The organism is Microbacterium sp. AC026 (assembly GCF_979258475.1).
Window position 1 is genome coordinate 843,959 of sequence record NZ_OZ409857.1, and the last position, 17,696, is coordinate 861,654.

Below are 17,696 nucleotides of genomic sequence, written 5' to 3' on the forward strand. Positions count from 1 at the left end.
GGTCAGCCCTTGACGGCGCCGACCATGATCCCCTTGCTGAAGTGCTTCGCGACGAACGGGTACACGATCAGCATCGGCACGGTGGCGATGATGACGGTCGAGTACTTGAGCAGGTCGGCGAGCTCTCGACGTTCGAGCTGGGCGGCCAGGTCACCGCCGCCTCCGCCGTCATTGAGGATGAGGATGCCTCGCAGCACGAGCTGCAGCGGCTGCAGGTCGGCGTCGCGCAGATAGAGCAGCGCGTCGAAGTATGAGTTCCACTGCATGATCGCGTACATCAGCGCGATGACCGCGAGCAGCGGCTTGGCGAGCGGCAGCACGATGGTCCAGAGGATGCGGAGTTCGCTCGCACCGTCGAGCTGTGCCGCCTCGTAGACCTCGTCCGGGATCGACGAACGGAAGTAGACCATCGCGATGATCACCTGCCAGACGCCGATCGCGTTCGGGAGGAGCATCGACCATCGGGTGTCGAGCAGGCCGAGCGACTGGACGACGATGTACATCGGGATCACTCCACCGGAGAACAGCATCGTGAAGACGACGCCGCCGGTGAGGGTCTTGCGCCCGAACAGGTTCGCCCGGGACAGCGGATACGCGATGGCGACCGTGCCGGCGACGCTGATGATCGTGCCGACCACGGTGTAGAACACAGAGTTGCCGAATCCGCGGAGGATCGCGGGGTTGTTGAGAGCTTCGGTGTACCCACGGAGGGTGAAGTCGACGGGCCAGAACAGCACCCGGCCGGATGACACCGCCTGAGGGCTGGAGAACGAGCTGGCGACGATGTTCAGCAGCGGCAGGAGCACGACGAGCAGGAAGACCGTCAACAGCAGGTAGGCGGCGATCACGAAGACGCGATCCGCTCTGGTCTCCTTCACCTTCACCCCGGAGGCCACGGGGTCCCGTCGGCGGCGGCCGCGCCCTGAGCCCGATCCGACGACGATCTCCTCGGTGAGCAGGGGCTGCTCTCTGATCACGGTGCTCACCACAGCCCACTTCCTGTCACTCGCTTGGATAAGCCGTTGACGACGAGCAGGAGCACGAGGCTGATGACGGCGTTGAAGAGTCCGATGGTGGCTCCGAGGCTGAAGTTGGCGTTCAGGATGCCGGTCTTGTAGACGTACGTCGGGATGATCTCCGACGTCGAGAGGTTCAGTGCGTTCTGCAGGAGGAACGCCTTCTCGAACCCGATCGCCATGATGTTGCCGACCCCGAGGATCAGGATGATCGTCGCTGTCGGCAGCAGGGACGGCAGGTCGACGTACCAGATCTTCTGCAGCCGTGATGCGCCGTCGATCTTGGCGGCCTCGTAGAGGGAGGTGTCCACGGACGCGAGGGCGGCGAGGTAGATGACCGCGGAGTACCCGGTGGTCGTCCAGATGTCTGTCGCCACATAGATGTGCCGGAAGAAGTCGGCGCTCGCCAGCAGATCGACCTGACCTGCGCCGAAGAAGTTCAGCGTCCGGCCCAGGATGCCCACGCGTGGAGACAGCAGCAGGATCGTCATCGACACGATCACGACGGTGGAGATGAAGTACGGCGCGTACGTGACGAGCTGGACCGTGCGGGTGAAGAACCGCAGTCGGACCTCGTTGAGCAGGATCGCGAGGATGATCGGCAGCGGGAAGCTCGCGATGAGGGTGTAGACCGCGAGGATGAACGTGTTGCCGATGAGCTTGGGGAACACCGGGTTGCGGAAGAGTGCGGTGAAGTTGTCGAATCCCACCCAGGGACTCCCCCACACGCCGTCGATGGGGTTGTAGTTCTTGAACGCGATGACCGCGTTGGCCATCGGCACGTATCGGAACACGATGAACCAGATGACGGGCAGGAGCAGCAGCAGGTACAGCTGCCAGTAGCGGCGCAGGCTGCGGACGAATCGCGAACGTGCGTCGGTGCGTCGAGGACTCGGCGGCGAGATCTCGACCGGTGGTGCGTGCTCAGCACTGAGCTTCATGATCGCCCTCCCAGGGCAGGATTACTTTACGTCGTAATAAAATCACGCCGAGCCGAAAAAGTAAACGCTCGATTTCCGGTCGGCGATTTCGAGGATCGCTTGCACGTCCATCTCAAACGTGATTTATTGACGTTGTCAAGTAACTACCGGAGGGTCTCATCCCATGACTTCCCGTGCAGACACCGTCGTCGCACTCCGCGCCGCTGGTGCCGCCTTCATCGTCCAGATCTCCGACCCGATCCCCCGTGTGCTGCACTGGGGCGCGGACCTCGGAGACCTCGATCCCGCAGCCGTCTCGGCGCTCGCCCTCACCGCCGGGCCCGCCCAGCTGAACAACTCCCCCGACATCCCGCGTGCCTTCTCCGCACTGCCCACCGAGTACGAGGGCTGGTCGGGAACCGCAGCTCTCTCCGGTCACGCGAGCGGACGCGCCACGACCCCCGACCTCGACTCGTGGGACACGATGTCGAGATCCCGTCCGACGGCGTCGGCGGGCGCATCGTCCTCCGGTTCGACGACACGATCAGCGGCATCCGCACCGAACTCGCGTATCACCTCGATCCGCACGGAGTTCTCGCGGTCGACACGTCCCTCGCACGCGACGCCGCCCTCAGTCCGCGCATCGGCCGGACCCCCTACACGGTGGGCGCCGCGCTGTCGCTGCTTCCGCTCCCCGAGCGCGCGACGGAGATCCTCGACTTCACCGGGAAGTGGTGCCGTGAGCGCTCCCCGCAGCGTTCGCCCTTCGGCTTCGGCACCCACCGTCGCGCCGCGCACCGCGGCAAGCCGGGACACGACTCGCCCTTCCTGCTCGCGGCCGGAACCGCCGGATTCGGCTTCCGGCACGGAGAGATCTGGGCCGTGCACCTCGCGTGGAGCGGTGAACAGCAGTACCTCGCCGAGCGCCTTCCCGAGGGCGCCGGCGTGTTCAGTTCGGTCATCGGAGCCGGTGAGGAGCTCCACCCGGGCGAGATCATCCTCGAAGACGGCGACCGCTACGACACACCGACCGCGCTGTTCCTCTGGTCCGACAGCGGACTCGACGCGATCAGCGACCGACTCCACCGGCGCCTGCGCGCGCGTGCGACGCATCCGCGCTCGCCGCGACCCCTGGTGCTCAACACCTGGGAGGCGGTCTACTTCGACCACGACCTCGAGCGCCTCACCGCGCTGATCGAGCGTGCGGCGGAGGTGGGGGTCGAGCGCATCGTGCTCGACGACGGCTGGTTCCGCGGACGCCGCGAAGCGGATGCCGGCCTGGGCGACTGGTTCGTCGACGATGAGGTGTGGCCGGACGGACTCGGGCCCCTCGTCGATGTCGTGCGTGCTCAGGGGATGCAGTTCGGTCTCTGGTTCGAGCCCGAGATGATCAATCTCGACTCCGATCTCGCGCGCGCCCATCCGGACTGGGTACTGGGTCCGGCCGAGGGCCTCGGCCCGGAATCCCGGTCGCAGCACGTTCTCGACATCGCGCGCCCCGAGGCGTACGACTACCTTCTCGCGCGTCTCGACGCTCTCGTGCGCGAGCACTCGATCGACTACCTGAAATGGGATCACAACCGCGATCTTCTCGAAGCGGTCAGTCGCGGCGGCGATGGGGACAGGCCCAGCGTGCACCGGCAGACCGCCGCGCTCTACCGCCTGCTCGACGAGCTGCGCTCGCGGCACCCGGGGCTCGAGATCGAGACATGCTCGGGCGGCGGCGGACGCATCGACCTCGGGATCCTCGACCGCACCGATCGTGTCTGGGCCTCGGACTGCAACGATCCGGTCGAACGCGTCCAGATCGAGCGGTGGACGCGCAGCCTCGTCCCTCCCGAACTCATCGGCTCCCACCTCGGCTCCGCGCGATCGCACACCACCGCCCGCACCACCGATCTGTCGTTCCGTCTGGCGACGTCGCTGACCGCGCACGCCGGCATCGAGCAGGACCTCACCGTCGTCGACGACGGCGAGCTGGCGGCGATCGCCCGCTGGACCGCGATGTACCGCGAATTCCGCGACCTGCTGCACAGCGGTCGCGTCGTCAACGCGGACCTCGCGGATCCCGCGACATCACTCTCGGGAATCGTGGCCCGAGACGCAACCGAGGCGCTGTTCACCTGGAGCCGGTTCACGACATCGGCATCGGGCCAGTCCGGTCGGGTGCGTTTTCCCGGACTGGATGCCGCTGCGCCGTACACCGTCCGGATCCGCGAAGATCTCGGCGCGTCGAGCAGACACGGTGGAGACCCCGAGTGGGTGACGGCCGCCGTCGCCGTCCCGGTCGAGATGCCGGGGTCCGTCCTCGCCACCGCCGGCGTCCCCCTGCCGACGCTCAATCCGCAGCAGGCGATGCTCATCGAGATCAGGCGCGCAGACGGCTGACGGTCACACCTCCTTCCCATCCCCCGACAGAGCAGTCGAACGAGAGGAAAGCAATGAACGCACACCGACAGAGAAGGAGAGCGGCCTCGTTGACCGCGGCACTCGCCGCGACAGCGATCGTCCTCGCTCTGGCACCTGGCGCGAGCTGGGCCACCGAGGCGACACCGGAACCGATTCCGGCGCCTGAGACGACGCCGACGACGGCTCCCGCGCCGACGGACGACCCGGCACCGACCGAAGAGCCGGCACCGATTGAAGAGCCGGCACCGATTGAAGAGCCGGCACCGGAACCTGGTCCCTCGAGCACCCCGGAGCAGGAGCCACCGGCGGATGCGACGCGCACGCCTGCGGACGAGACCGAAGACGGCATCTCGAACCGATCGGCCGCCCCCTACATGGGCTGGAGCAGCTACAGCATGCAGGTGTACGAAGGAGGCCAGTGGATCACCGCCGATCAGATCATGGCTCAGTCGGATGCCATGCATGACAAGCTCCAGGATTACGGCTACGACTACATCAACATCGACGCCGGCTGGAACGGAGGCCAGGACGAGTACGGACGCCCCATTCCCAGCACGACGCTGTTCCCCGACGGGCTCGACGCGGTGATCGACCACGTGCACGACAACGGCCAGAAGGTGGGTCTGTATCTGATTCCCGGGATGAGCCTCGAGACGGCGCAGAAGGCGCTCCCGATCTACGGCGCTCCCGGCTGCACGACCGAGAATCTGCTCAAGCAGCCTCTCCAGCAGGGCGACTACTGGGGCTACGGGTACCGACTCGACTTCGACAACCCCTGCACCGAGAAGTACATCGACTCGATCGCCGATCTGCTCGGCGAATGGGGAGTCGACTTCATCAAGTTCGACAGCGTCACCCCCGGCTCCGGAATCAGCGACCTGTCGATGGACGCCCGCGAGGAGGTCGCCGCCTGGTCTCGGGCGCTCGACCGCAACGACATCTGGTTCGAGCTCTCCTGGGCGGTCGACATCGACTACGCGGACTACTGGAAGCAGTATGCAGACGGCTGGCGCATCGACTGGGACGTCGAGTGCTACTGCGGCGATGAGGCCCTGACCACCTGGGAGAACGTCGCTCGCCTGTTCCCGAGGCTCTCGGACTGGTGGCGCCACGCCGGGCCCGCAGGCTGGAACGACCTCGACTCCCTCAACGTGGGCAACGGGAAGATGGACGGCCTCACGCGCGACGAACGCCGCACCGCGACGACGCTCTGGGCGACCTCCGCGGCGCCGATGTACCTGGGCAACGATCTGACGAACCTCGACGAGTACGGGCTCGAGCTGATCACCAACCGTGAGGTCATCGCCGTGAACCAGGCAGGCGTGCCCGCTCGCCCCGTCTCGACGGCCACGAAGCAGCAGGTCTGGTACGCACTGAACCCGGATGGCACCTACACCGTGGCGCTGTACAACCTGGGCCGTGCAGACGCCGACATCACGGTCGACTGGTCCGACATCGGACTCGACGGCTCCGCGAAGGTCCGCGATCTCTGGGCCGGCAAGAACCTGGGATCGGAAGCGGAGGGCTTCACCGCCGAGAGCGTGCCGATCCACGGCGTGCGCCTGCTGAAGGTGACGCCCGCGAAGCAGGCGGCACTCACCGTCAACGACGACTCGCTGCGGGTCGGCTACGACGGGGCGTGGGTGCGCAACGACGGCAACGAGGTGCCTGCGACATCGCAGCCCTTCACCGTCGCGGTGTCCGACACCCCGGGTGGAGGCACGCCCGAACCGCCCGCCACCGGGCTGACAGTGACCCTGAACGACGACGATTCACGCATCGGCTACAGCGGGTCCTGGGGCGACAGCAACAACCGCGGGCTGGGCGACCACGGCGACGACGTCCACTACGTCGAGACGAACGGAGCGGCCTTCGAGTACACGTTCCAGGGAACCGGGATCCAGTACGTCACCGAGAAGCACGAATCGCAGGGCGAGGTCGAGGTCTACCTCGACGGACAGCTGGTCGAGACCGTCGACACCTCGCTGCCCGCGGCCGACGGGCGCCTCTCCCAGCAGGTGGTCTACGCCGTCGCCGATCTCGCGAGCGGAACTCACACCCTGCGGGTGGTCAAGAAGTCCGGATCCTTCATGCTGCTCGACAAGCTCGTCGTCACTCTCGACAGCCAGCTGAGCACGACCTCGGGTGCGTTCAACAAGGCCGCTCCCGCCGACGTGACGGTCGATGTGCTGCGCGACCCGAGCGAGCTCTCCTCGATCAGCCTCGGCGGTGAGCCGCTCGAGCGCGACGCCGCCTACACGCTGTCCGGATCGACGGTCACACTGAAGTCGTCGTACCTCGCCGCACTCCCGGTGGGGGACGCGACGCTGGACTTCGCGTTCACCGGAGATCATCTCGACGATGTCCACGCCACCACGGCCGACGGCGACTCCGTGTCGTTCACGTTCCGCGGGACGGGCGTCGCGTGGCTCGGCCCGAAGGCACCCGACCAGGGAGCCGTCGATGTGTACATCGACGGCAAGAAGGTGAAGAGCGTCGACACCCACGCCGAGTCGCGCGTCTCGAATCAGACCCTGTTCGAGGCGACCGGGCTGAAGGACGGCGAGCACACGATCAAGGTCGTGAAGACGTCGGGAGACGTGCTCCGCACGGACGTGTTCCGATACACGGTCAAGAAGGTCGGCTGACCCCCGTCGGGGCGGGCCCCGTGCCCGCCCCGATGCACCGCCGACGAACCCTCTCGCGGATGTCCGCCCCCGGGTGCACACTCTGCAGATGGAGATCACACTCGCACAGCCGGCGGGACTCGTGATGAGCCCCGCCTTCAGTCATGTCGCCGTCGTCCCGCCCAGGGCCACGACGATCCACGTCGGCGGCCAGAACGGCGTCGATGAGACGGGCGCGCTCGTCTCGACGGATGCCGCCGAGCAGTCGCTCCGAGCGGTCGAGAACGCTCGGATCGCGCTCGAGTCGGCGGGCGCGGGCCTCGACGATGTCATCAGCTGGACGATCTACATCCACCAGGATGCCGATCTTCGTGCCGCCTACGGTGCCGTCGCAGCGACGCTCGCCCGTGACGGCGCCCCTCCGCTGGTGACCGCAGCCCTCGTGGCCGGCCTCGGCGTCCCAGGCGCAGTGATCGAGGTGAGCGCGATCGCCGCCGTCATCCGCGAATGACCGCGGCGGGCCGACTCAGATCCTTCCGCGCACCGGGGTCCTCTCGGCCGAGTCACCGCCCTCGGGCATCGCCATCTCCGCGCGGACGCCGAGCAGTCTGACCTCCCGGTCATGATCGAGCGTGGCACCGAGCGCCAGTGCCGCCTCGATGACCGTCGCGCGCCGGTTGGTCGGCTCCGGCAGCTTGCGGCCGAAGGTCTTGGTCTCGAACGGCGCATAGCGCACCTTCAGATGCACGCGGACGACCGGGCGCCCCTCGGCGGCGCAGTCCTCGAAGGCCTGCCCCGCCAGTTCGGTCAGCGCCGCCTGAACCTCTGCAGTCGTCGTGAGGTTCTGCTGGTACGTCATCTCGCGACTGTGGCTGCGGGCCACCCATGGGGTGCTGTCGACCACGGTCGGACCGAGGCCCGAGCCCAGCCCGTGGTACCAGACGCCCATCCGCGGTCCGAACTCCGCGATGAGCTCTGCCTCGTCCGCGTCAGCGAGTTCCCGGACCGTCGTTACGCCGTGGGTGGCGAGCCGCTTCTGAACCTTCGGGCCGACTCCCCACAGGTCCCGAGTAGGCCGGTCTCCCATCACGTCGAACCAGTTCTCGGCGGTGAGCCGGAAGACGCCCCGGGGCTTGCCGAACTCCGTGGCGATCTTGGCCCGCACCTTGTTGTCGCCGATGCCGACCGAGCAGTGCAGTGCCGTCGACTCGAGCACCGCGTTCTGCGCGCTGCGCGCCGTCTGCTCGGGGTCGTCCGTGGTCACGCCGAGAAAGCATTCGTCCCAGCCGATGACCTCGAGCACCACCCCGGGCAGTGCACGCAGTGTCGACATCACCTCGGTCGAGGCCGACTCATACGCGTCGTGGTCCACCGGCAGGAAGACCGCGTTCTCAGGCGCCTTGCGTGCCGCGATCTTCAGCGGCATGCCGGATCCGATGCCGAACTTCCGCGCCTCGTACGACGCCGTCGACACGACGGCGCGCTCCGTCGGGTCGCCCCGGCCGCCGACGATCACGGGGAGCCCGGCGAGCTCCGGTCGGCGCAGAACCTCGACCGCAGCGATGAACTGATCCATGTCGACGTGCAGCACCCAGTCGGTCATGCACCGAGTGTGGCCCGTACCGGGCGAGTTGTCACCCTCGGACACGATCAGCACATCACCGAGATCAGCCGATCGAGACGGCGATCGCGGTCGCGATCACGGCGAGGAGCGGCAGCGTGCCCTGCATCACTGCGGCGCGTGCCTTCGTGCGATCGGAGAGGATCAGCACCAGTGCGGCGGCGAGCATCATCCCCGTTCCGGCGAACACGAGAGTCAGTCCCACCGTTGTGAAGCCGATGATCACGAAGCCGACGCCGAGCAGCGCGGTCAGCGCGAGGAACAGGTTGTAGAAGCCCTGGTTGAAGGCGAGCGCCTTCGTCGTGAGGGCGTCCGCCTCGCTCGCGACGCCGAAGATCTTCCTCGTCTCGGGCTCTGTCCATCTCAGCGACTCGAGCGCGAAGATGAAGACGTGGAAGGCGGCAGCGGCCGCGGCGAGGACGAGTCCGACGATGAGCATGACTCGATCGTATCGATGTCCGCTCGCGCTAGATCAGGAAGATCGGCAGAAGCCCGGGGTTGTGGGCGTGTACGAGCACCCCGAACACCACCGCATCGAACAGCAGGTGCACCGTGACGACATAGGCCAGCGAGTGCGTCCGCATGAAGATGAACCCCTGCAGCAGCGCGAACGGGATGGTCAGCAGCGGTCCCCACTCGCGATAGCCCAGCTCCCACAGGAATGAGACGAACACGATCATCTGCAGCACGTTGGCGAGGGCGTCGGGGAAATGCCTGCGCAGCAGGGCGAAGACGGTGCAGATGAAGAACAGCTCGTCCCAGATGCCGACCGCTCCGACGCCGACGAACAGCCGGGCGATGAGGTCGGGCGAGTCCACGACCGGCCAGTTCTGATAGACGCCGCTGGTGATGAAGTAGAACGGCAGGATCAGCCAGCCGAGCACCAGGACGGCGACGAGCCAGCCCCACTGCAGGCGCCCCCACCGGCGATGCGCCCGCCAGGGGAAGCCGATCGCCCGGTCGCGGAACACGAAGCGGGAGACGACGTACGGAACCGCCACCGCGCCGCCGAGGGCGAGCGTGAACCGCAGCATCGCGAGGTTGTCGAGCTCTGCCGCGAGCGGGATCACGCTGACGATGAGCATGCCGAGGGCGATCAGGGACAGGTCCCTGGTGAGCGAGGGCTGACGGCTGGTCCCCACGACTCGGGCGCTCTCTCGACGCGTGCCCACGCGCACCGTCTGATCCGCCGTCACCGGCAGACGGCGCTCAATGAGCCACGCGCTCCCGACGCCGAGTGCGAGCAGCGCCCAGCCGAGCCACGGGATCTGCACCACGAAGAACGCCGGTGCCGCAGCGCACACGAAGAGCGCGGAGACGACCGCCGGCCACGTCGCCGAGATGCGCTGCGCGGTGATCACGCGCGCGACTTCCGCCGATACACGAGATCGCGGATGTCTCGCCCCTTGGCGATCCCCTTGCGTTCGAATGCGGTCATGACGCGTCCATCGAATCGCTCGGCCCAGTCGCCGTCGAAGGCGCGCTCGAACAGAGGCTCCGCGTCGAGCACCTCGCGCATCTGCAGCGCGTAGTCCTCCCAGTCGGTCGCGAGGCGGAGCAGACCGCCGTCACGGAGTGCGCGAGCGGCGGTGTCGGCGAACCCATGGCGGACGAGACGGCGCTTGGTGTGCTTCTTCTTGTGCCACGGATCAGGGAAGAAGATCCAGACCTCTGCCGCTGCCGCTTCGGGGAGGTACGACGAGAGCACCTCCGGCGCATTCGCCTCGACCACGCGGACGTTGCGAGCGCCTTCGCGGTCGGCGTCGAGCATGGTCCTGGCGAGGCCCGCGCGGAAGACCTCGACCGCGAGGAAGTCGTCGTCGGGGCGGGACGATGCGGCGGCGACGATGGCGTGCCCCTGACCGGAGCCGATCTCGACGTACAGGTCCGCATCCCGCCCGTACTCGGAGGCGGGATCGAGACGCGCCTCCGGGTGCACCGAGGTCCAGGCGACATCGCGGGGCACGTCGAGGAGGTAGTGCGGTCCGAGCTCTTCGAACGCGCGCTCCTGAGCATCGGACATCCGGCCGCTGCGGCGCACGAAGGAGACCGGTTCGTCGCGGAAGGTGCGGGGTTCGGGCATGCTTCCAGGGTAGTCGGCGGCGCTGAACGCCACCGACCGCCTGTCAGGAGGCCGGTGCCGTCACGAAGTCGATCAGCTCCTCCACCCGACCGAGGAGCGCGGGCTCGAGGTCGCGGTAGGTGTGCACCTTCGACAGGATGTGCTGCCAGGCGCGACCGGTGTCCGCCTGCGTCTCGTACGGCCACCCGAATGCGCGGCAGATCCCGGTCTTCCAGTCCGTGCCCCGGGGGATCTCCGGCCATCTCGCGATACCGAGAGCCCGAGGGTGACGCACTGCCAGACATCCACGAACGGGTGGCCGACGATCTTCACATGCCTGCCGTGCGGACCCCGGGCGACGGCGTCGGCGATGCGCGATTCCTTCGACCCGGGCACGAGGTGATCCACGAGGACCCCGTAGCGGCGCGATGCGCTGGGAGGCTCTGCGGCGAGCAGCTCGTCGAGCAGGTCGACTCCCTGCAGGAACTCGACGACGACGCCCTCGACCCGCAGGTCCGCTCCCCATACCTTCTCGACCAGCTCGGCGTCGTGCTTGCCCTCGACCAGGATCCGGCTGGGAAGCGCGACCCTGGCTCGTTGATCGGCGGCGACGAACGAGCCGGATGCCGTGCGTCGGAGGCCCTGCTCCTTCGCGGCCGGGACCGTGAGCCGCACCGGTGATCCGTCGATCAGGAACCCGCCTCCGAGCGGGAAGAGGCGCTTGCGCCCCACCCGGTCCTCGAGTTCGACGTTGCCGCCCTGCACCCGTGTGACCGCTCCGCAGAATCCGTCCTGCGCCACCTCGACGACGAGATCGAGCTCGGCGGGAACCTGCGGCACCGGCTTGGCTGCTCGTTCCCTCCAGCCGGCAGCGAGCACATCGGATCCGTACCTGTCGTCCATGCCATCCAGCGTATGTGTCTCCGCTGAGGGCGAACGGCTATCCCCGCTCGGAAGGTGTCGCGTGTCGGCCTCTGTGCATAGACTCGTGCCATGGGGCTCGGCTGCCGGTCGGAGGGAACACGATGAAGACACGGTGGCTGGCGCTGGCCGCACTGACTGCGGCGGCTGCAGCAGCCGCGTTCTCCGCATCTGCTGCCTCCGCGACCGACCCCGTGACGCTCGACTCGGGATACGTGACGGACGACGCCGACGTCCTCAGCCCGAGCCAAGAAGACGCCGTCGAGGCTCGACTCCAGACGCTCAGCGACAATTCCTCGTCCGATCTCTTCGTCGTCCTCGTCGATGACTTCACCTCGCCGACCGACAACGTCGCCTGGGCCGATACCGTCGCAGAGAACAACAACCTCGGCTCCGAGCAGTACCTGCTCGCGATCGCGGTAGAGGGACGCAGCTACTACATCTCGGCAGCACCCGACGGCCCGCTCAGCGACAGCAAGCTCGACGACGTGGAAGACAAGATCCAGGGTCTGGCCGCACAGGAGGACTGGGAGGGCATGATCGTCCTCGCCGCCGACGAGATCGAGGGCGACGGCGGTGCGGGCGCTCTACGGGCCACACTGATCGTGGTCGCCGTCATCGCGGTCGGCCTGATCATCTGGCTGATCATCGCCCTCATTCGCCGCGCGCGTCGCAATGCCGCGATCCGCAGGCGTGGCGCCATGCCCGAGACGCCCGATCCGAACGATCCGTTCTCCACGCTGACCGACGAGCAGGTGGAGACGCAGGCGGGGGCCGCACTCGTGCAGGCGGACGATGCGATCACCTCGAGCCGCGAGGAGCTCGGCTTCGCCGTCGCCCAGTTCGGCGACGCGGCGACCGCCGAGTTCAGCGGAGCAGTCGAGACCGCGAAGTCGAAGATGTCCGAGGCCTTCGATCTGAAGCAGAAGCTCGACGACGAGATCGAGGACACCGTCCACGATCGCCGCGCCTGGCACATCCGCATCATCCGGCTGTGCGACGAGATCGACGACGTCCTCGACGAGAACACCGACGCGTTCGACGCGCTCCGCAAGCTCGAGCAGAACGCACCACAGGAACTCGACAGAGTCCGCGGCGAGCGAGCCGCTCTCGTCCCGCTTCTGACTTCCGCGGCTCCCGCTCTGGCCGCGCTGTCCGCCACATACGACGCATCGGCACTGAGCACGGTGTCCGACAACCCGGCACAGGCTCAGGAGCGGGCAGCCCTGGCCGACCGCTCGATCGAGGCCGCGCAGCAGGCGATAGCGGCCGGTCGCTCCGGCGAGGCGGCGTTCGCCATCCGCACGGCCGAGCAGTCGGTGGCGCAGGCGACACAGCTGGTCGAGGCCATCACCGCGCTGGGCACCGAACTCTCCCGTATCGAATCGCAGGCGCAGGCTCTCGTCGCCGAGCTGCAGGCCGACATCGCCGCGGCACAGCAGCTGCCTGACGCCGGAGGCACGCTCGCCGCGGTCGCGGCCGCAACCTCGCAGCAGCTGCAGCGTGCGCAGGCCGACCTCTCCGGAGCATCGCGCAGTCCGCAGCGCGTGCTCGAAGCGCTCAGCGCGGCGAACACGCAGATCGACGCCGCGATCGCGGAGGGCACCCAGGCCGTGGAACGGGCGCGACGCGTGCAGCAGCTTCTCGAGCAGACCCTGACGCAGGCGGGCTCCGAGATCCGAGCAGCGCGCGAGTACATCGAGACGCGGCGGGGAACCGTCGGCTCCACGGCTCGCACCCGCCTCTCCCAGGCCGACGCGACCCTTACTCAGGCCGTGAGTCTGCGGTCGTCGGATCCCGAGACCGCGCTCGCAGAAGCAGGACGCGCGCTCGAACTCGCCCGGCAGGCCACCTCGTCCGCCCAGGCGGATGTCGCGGCCATGAGTCCGAGCCGCTATGAGAGCGGATGGGGCGGCGCCGGCGGCAGCATCTTCGGCGGCGGATCAGGCTCCGGCGGTTCCGGCCTCGGCGGCGACATCCTGGGCGGCATCATCGGCGGTCTGCTCTCGGGCGGCGGCGGAGGCGGCGGCTCCTCGCGCAGCAGCAGCTGGCGTTCCAGCGGTGGCGGCGGGTTCCGCAGCTCCGGTTTCGGCGGAGGCGGCGGCAGCCGCTCCAGCGGCCGCAGCGGCCGTTCGGGAGGGCGACGCTTCTGAACCGCACACCTATCGACCCCAGACATCGAGTCCGACCCTCTGAAAGGAACCACGCATGACCAAGCAGTCCATCTTCGGACGTATCTCGACCCTCGTCCGCGCGAACATCAACTCGCTCCTGGACTCTGCGGAAGACCCGCAGAAGATGATCGACCAGCTCGTTCGCGACTACACGAACAGCATCGCCGACGCGGAGTCGGCCATCGCCGAGACCATCGGCAACCTGCGTCTGCTGGAGCGCGACCACGAGGAAGACGTCCAGGCCGCCACCGAGTGGGGCAACAAGGCTCTCGCCGCCAGCCGCAAGGCCGACGAGATGCGCTCCACCGGCGACGCCGCCGATGCCGACAAGTTCGACAACCTCGCGAAGATCGCTCTGCAGCGCCAGATCAGCGCCGAGCGCGAGGCGACCGGGGCCGAGCCGCAGATCGCCGCTCAGACCGAGATCGTCGACAAGCTGAAGTCCGGCCTCAACGGCATGAAGGACAAGCTCGGCGAGCTGAAGAACAAGCGCAGCGAGCTGCTCGCCCGCGCCAAGGTCGCCGAGGCTCAGACGAAGGTGCAGGATGCGGTCTCCTCGATCAACGTCCTCGACCCCACCAGCGAGCTGGGACGTTTCGAAGACAAGGTCCGCCGTCAGGAGGCCCTCGCCCAGGGCAAGATCGAGCTCGCGGCATCCAGCCTCGACGCTCAGTTCGAGAGCCTCGAAGACCTCGGTGAGCTCACCGAGGTCGAGGCTCGTCTCGCCGAGCTGAAGGCGGGCGGCTCCGCCCCTCGCCAGGCCATCGAAGGCTCCTGACACACCTGCGGGTGCCTCGGATCCTCGCGTCCGAGGCACCCGCTCCTCTTCTCAGCTGGAGGCACCCATGGTGCGTTTCCTCGTCGTCCCGCAGTGGCAGGGCTCCCCGCCGCTCGCGCGATGCTGCTCGTCGACGGCGCCTCGGCGATCGCCGGCGACCTTCCGCGTGCCGCGACCACGGTGCTCGATGTGCCGGTCGAAGCCGGTGAATCCCTCGGCACCGGCGTCCGCCGACTCAGCGCTCTCCTTCGCACCCGAGAGCTCGTCGAAACCGGCATGACCGCCGACACCGTGATCATCGGCGGCGACTGCAGCGTGACCGTCGCCGCCCTGGCGGCTCTTCTCGGCGGAACCGACGACCTGGCCGTCGTGTGGTGCGATGCCCACGCCGACCTGCACACGCCGGACACCTCACCCTCCGGAGCGTTCTCCGGCATGGCGCTCCGCGCGGTACTCGGCGACGGAGAGCCTCAACTCGCGCTCTCGCCCGGGATCCCCCGCGATCGGGTGGTCACGGTGGGCATGCGCAATCTCGACGACGACGAGGTCACCGCCCTCGACGGCCTCGCCCAGCTCTCCGTCGACGATCTGGAATCGCCCGACGCTCTCGCCGACGCGGTCGAAGCGACCGGCGCGCGCCGCGTATGGGTGCACATCGACGTCGATGTGCTCGACCCTGCGGAGATCGCCGGCGTCTCCTCCCCGCACCGTTCGGACTCTCGCCCGCGAGTCTGAGCACCGCGATCCGCGCACTGCGGTCCCGTGTGCCGCTGGCGGGCGCCACCATCGCGGGGTTCGCCCCTCGCTCACCCGTTGACGCGGTCGACGACCTCGGCGCGCTGCTCCGTCTCGTCGGAGCCGTCGCATGACGTCCGACTGGCGGCCGGCCGCCGAGCGCGCTGTGGCTCGCGGTCGGAGACTCGACCGCCGGATCCCCGCGTTCCTCCTGCGTTCGCCGATCAGCCGGATCGGCTACTGGTGGGGCACGTCCGTGGGCTGGATCTGGGGGTCCCTGTGGAGCACGGGTCCCGTCGAACGCCGATCGGGCCTGTGGGTGTTCCAGGGGATGCCGAACTGGACGTTCAACCGCGGCGGAGTGTGCGTCGGCGGCTGCTTCCTGACGGGTGACGCCCGTCCGAGCGACGCCGTGCTGCGCCACGAGGCGGTGCACAAGGCGCAGTGGCTGCGCTACGGCATCCTGCTTCCTGTGCTCTACCTGTTCGCGGGCAGGGATCCGCTGCGCAACCGCTTCGAGATCGAGGCAGGCCTGGAAGACGGCAACTACGTGCGCCGCAGCAGGTCGCGGCCGTAGAGCGCGGAAGCGCTCAGCGGTCGACGGGCAGCAGCCCGAAGCGCTCCGGAGCGTGGATCTGAGCAGGCTGGATCTCGAGGGCGCCCGTCAGGTGCTCGACGATGTCAGCCGTGCCGAGGAAGCCTCCGAGAAGAGTGACGTGGGTGTCGAGCTCGTCGTCGCAGAGCATCTCGTCTGCCCATGCGCAGGTCGCTCGGGCGAGAGCCTCGCCGGGTGCGCACGCTCGCCCGCTTCCCGGTGCGCCCGATCGCTGGGATCGAGCGAGCCACGTGACTGTCATGCGTCCAGGGGCTTCGATCACGCCGATGTCGGACGCGTCGGCGACCTCGATGAAGATCCGACCCGACGCGCACAGCGGCAGAGTGGCGAGGAAGACCTCGAGCTCGGTGAGCGAGTGCTCGTCGGCCGTCACCAGGTGGTGAGCACGGCGACGTGCGGCGCGGCGCTCGGCACGCGTGCTGCGGGTCTCGAGGAAGGTCTCCATGATGCATCCATCATACAGCACATGAAGGGTTGCCTAACCTTGCTCGGGGACTTCTTCCACAAGTGCGCATCGCAGAGCCTCGAGTTCCTGGTCCGTCATCCCGTTCGCGCGCAGGTAGCCGGCGGCCGAACCCCAACGTTCGTCGACCTGCTCGAGCAGCGCCCGCATCACCGGTGCCGGCGACTGCGTCGCCAGAGCGACGGCGTGCACCGCCTGCGGATGCTGCGACCTCAGGTACGCGGCGATGCGCTGCGACCGCTCGGCGGGCAGCAGCGACTCCGTGAGCGCGTAGTCCGCGACGATCGCCTCACGGTCGGCGCCCACTGCGGCGAGCGCGAGCGCGACGGTCACCCCGGTGCGGTCCTTGCCGACCGTGCAGTGGACGAGAGTCGGCTCCCCCTCAGCGATGATGCGGATCGCGGCGACGAGCCGATCTCCGCTCTCCTCGAGCAGGTGCAGATAGAGATCCTCCAGGCTCGTGTCCGTCTCGAAGAACGACCGCACGGATCCGAGGAACAGCGGAAGGTGAGTGGTGTCGGGACCCTCGATCTCGGTCGGCTCTGCGGCGACCTCTTCGCCGTCGCGGAGATCGACGATGTGAGCGACGCGGCGACGGACCTCGTTCACCCCGGCAGTGGTCGCCGCCGAGAGCTGGCCGGATCGCAACAGCACGCCCGAACGGATCCGACCACCGTCTGCGAGCATCCCTCCGACGTCGCGGAAGTTGTTGACCCCGTCGACCTCGAGAACGCTCATGCCTGCGCCTGCGCCTGCGGCGAGCGCGGCGGAACCGGGTATCTTCCGGCGATCACGACTCGGTTGAAGGCGTTGATCGAGATGCAGGCCCAGCTCAGTGCCGCGTACTCCTTCTCGGTGAACACTCCACCGACCCGGTCGTACACGTCGTCGGAGATGCCCTCCTCGGAGATGAAGGTGAAAGCCTCGGCGAGCTCGAGCGCGGCTTCCTCGCGGTCACTGAAGACATTGCTCTCGCGCCACGTCGCGATCTGCATGAGCGTGTCGGTGTCGATGCCCGCCTTGAGCGCGCGATCCACATGCAGACGCGTGCAGTAGCTGCACCCGTTGAGTTGCGACGAGTGGATCATCACGATCTCCTTGAGCCGATCGTCGATCCCGTTGGCTGCGCAGATGTCTCCCACGGTGCGGGCGAAGGCGTCGAGCGCCTGGTAGGCCGCCGGCTCGGTCTTTGAGAGGTGCACTCGCGTCTCGCTCATGGCTCAATGATATTCCGTTGTGCACTCAAGCTGGCGAGCCGCTCACAGGAAGCGAGAATGCAGAGCGCGAAATGACAGCGCCGATTTGATACCTTTTCGCCAAGGGTGAGCCGGGTTACGGCAAACATAATGCTCCC

The 17,696-nt window shown here is 67.9% G+C and carries 16 protein-coding genes and 1 pseudogene; 7 read left to right on the top strand and 10 right to left on the bottom strand.

The genetic code is table 11. The annotated features are described in order from the left end of the window. Nucleotides 1–2 precede the first annotated feature (2 nt). Both ACZZ93_RS04390 and ACZZ93_RS04395 read right to left on the bottom strand, forming a co-directional pair. Entirely contained in the window at nucleotides 3–986 is a 984-nt protein-coding gene (locus tag ACZZ93_RS04390) for a carbohydrate ABC transporter permease (protein ID WP_230100627.1), read from the bottom strand. Further along, nucleotides 983–1,957, bottom strand: coding sequence for an ABC transporter permease (locus tag ACZZ93_RS04395; RefSeq protein ID WP_463510541.1), 975 nt, complete (start codon nucleotides 1,955–1,957; stop codon nucleotides 983–985). Before ACZZ93_RS04395 ends, ACZZ93_RS04390 begins: the two co-directional genes overlap by 4 nt. A gap of 453 nt (nucleotides 1,958–2,410) precedes the next feature. Here ACZZ93_RS04395 and ACZZ93_RS04400 point away from each other — a divergent pair, with 453 nt between their 5' ends. From ACZZ93_RS04400 to ACZZ93_RS04410, 3 genes are all read left to right on the top strand, one after another. Further along, on the top strand, nucleotides 2,411–4,324 hold the full coding sequence (locus ACZZ93_RS04400) for an alpha-galactosidase (protein ID WP_463510542.1): 1,914 nt from the start codon (nucleotides 2,411–2,413) through the stop codon (nucleotides 4,322–4,324). An 89-nt stretch (nucleotides 4,325–4,413) separates the two neighbouring features. Continuing rightward, the gene (locus tag ACZZ93_RS04405; protein WP_463510543.1) at nucleotides 4,414–6,993 is read left to right on the top strand and encodes a X2-like carbohydrate binding domain-containing protein; all 2,580 of its coding nucleotides are present in this window, start codon (nucleotides 4,414–4,416) and stop codon (nucleotides 6,991–6,993) included. Between the two features lie 88 nt (nucleotides 6,994–7,081). Beyond that, nucleotides 7,082–7,483: a RidA family protein gene (locus ACZZ93_RS04410; protein ID WP_463510544.1), complete on the top strand. Its 402-nt coding sequence runs from the start codon at nucleotides 7,082–7,084 to the stop codon at nucleotides 7,481–7,483. Nucleotides 7,484–7,498: 15 nt separating this feature from the next. Here the strand turns inward: ACZZ93_RS04410 and ACZZ93_RS04415 are convergent, their stop codons facing one another. The 5 genes and pseudogenes from ACZZ93_RS04415 to ACZZ93_RS04435 all read right to left on the bottom strand — a co-directional run bounded on the left by ACZZ93_RS04415 (nucleotide 7,499) and on the right by ACZZ93_RS04435 (nucleotide 11,558). Beyond that, complete coding sequence (locus tag ACZZ93_RS04415; RefSeq protein WP_463510545.1) at nucleotides 7,499–8,575, bottom strand: DNA polymerase IV; 1,077 nt, start codon at nucleotides 8,573–8,575, stop codon at nucleotides 7,499–7,501. Between the two features lie 64 nt (nucleotides 8,576–8,639). Then, a complete protein-coding gene (locus ACZZ93_RS04420; protein ID WP_053095709.1) occupies nucleotides 8,640–9,032 on the bottom strand; it encodes a DUF1304 domain-containing protein in 393 nt (130 codons plus the stop codon). Between the two features lie 28 nt (nucleotides 9,033–9,060). Continuing rightward, the gene (locus ACZZ93_RS04425; RefSeq protein ID WP_463510546.1) at nucleotides 9,061–9,954 is read right to left on the bottom strand and encodes a CPBP family intramembrane glutamic endopeptidase; all 894 of its coding nucleotides are present in this window, start codon (nucleotides 9,952–9,954) and stop codon (nucleotides 9,061–9,063) included. Next, nucleotides 9,951–10,676: a tRNA (guanosine(46)-N7)-methyltransferase TrmB gene (trmB, locus tag ACZZ93_RS04430; protein ID WP_463510547.1), complete on the bottom strand. Its 726-nt coding sequence runs from the start codon at nucleotides 10,674–10,676 to the stop codon at nucleotides 9,951–9,953. The genes ACZZ93_RS04425 and trmB overlap by 4 nt, the downstream gene beginning before the upstream one ends. Before the next feature lie 43 nt (nucleotides 10,677–10,719). After that, a pseudogene (locus tag ACZZ93_RS04435) lies at nucleotides 10,720–11,558 on the bottom strand (DUF3097 domain-containing protein). 122 nt (nucleotides 11,559–11,680) lie between these two features. Between ACZZ93_RS04435 and ACZZ93_RS04440 the strand changes: the two are divergent. From ACZZ93_RS04440 to ACZZ93_RS04455, 4 genes are all read left to right on the top strand, one after another. Continuing rightward, complete coding sequence (locus tag ACZZ93_RS04440) at nucleotides 11,681–13,729, top strand: TPM domain-containing protein (protein ID WP_372984425.1); 2,049 nt, start codon at nucleotides 11,681–11,683, stop codon at nucleotides 13,727–13,729. A gap of 55 nt (nucleotides 13,730–13,784) precedes the next feature. Then, complete coding sequence (locus tag ACZZ93_RS04445) at nucleotides 13,785–14,528, top strand: PspA/IM30 family protein (RefSeq protein WP_053095704.1); 744 nt, start codon at nucleotides 13,785–13,787, stop codon at nucleotides 14,526–14,528. 93 nt (nucleotides 14,529–14,621) lie between these two features. After that, complete coding sequence (locus tag ACZZ93_RS04450; RefSeq protein WP_463510548.1) at nucleotides 14,622–15,263, top strand: arginase family protein; 642 nt, start codon at nucleotides 14,622–14,624, stop codon at nucleotides 15,261–15,263. A 130-nt stretch (nucleotides 15,264–15,393) separates the two neighbouring features. After that, nucleotides 15,394–15,840 carry a hypothetical protein gene (locus ACZZ93_RS04455; protein WP_053095702.1) on the top strand — a complete coding sequence of 149 codons (447 nt, stop codon included), beginning with the start codon at nucleotides 15,394–15,396 and terminating at the stop codon, nucleotides 15,838–15,840. A gap of 13 nt (nucleotides 15,841–15,853) precedes the next feature. Here ACZZ93_RS04455 and ACZZ93_RS04460 read toward each other — a convergent pair whose 3' ends face one another. The 3 genes from ACZZ93_RS04460 to ACZZ93_RS04470 are packed head-to-tail and all read right to left on the bottom strand — an operon-like array spanning nucleotide 15,854 to nucleotide 17,559. After that, nucleotides 15,854–16,324 carry an SIP domain-containing protein gene (locus ACZZ93_RS04460; protein WP_053095701.1) on the bottom strand — a complete coding sequence of 157 codons (471 nt, stop codon included), beginning with the start codon at nucleotides 16,322–16,324 and terminating at the stop codon, nucleotides 15,854–15,856. Between the two features lie 33 nt (nucleotides 16,325–16,357). Further along, a complete protein-coding gene (locus tag ACZZ93_RS04465) occupies nucleotides 16,358–17,080 on the bottom strand; it encodes a tyrosine-protein phosphatase (RefSeq protein WP_187249459.1) in 723 nt (240 codons plus the stop codon). Next, complete coding sequence (locus tag ACZZ93_RS04470) at nucleotides 17,077–17,559, bottom strand: carboxymuconolactone decarboxylase family protein (RefSeq protein WP_056278311.1); 483 nt, start codon at nucleotides 17,557–17,559, stop codon at nucleotides 17,077–17,079. The genes ACZZ93_RS04465 and ACZZ93_RS04470 overlap by 4 nt, the downstream gene beginning before the upstream one ends. Between the last annotated feature and the right edge of the window lie 137 nt (nucleotides 17,560–17,696).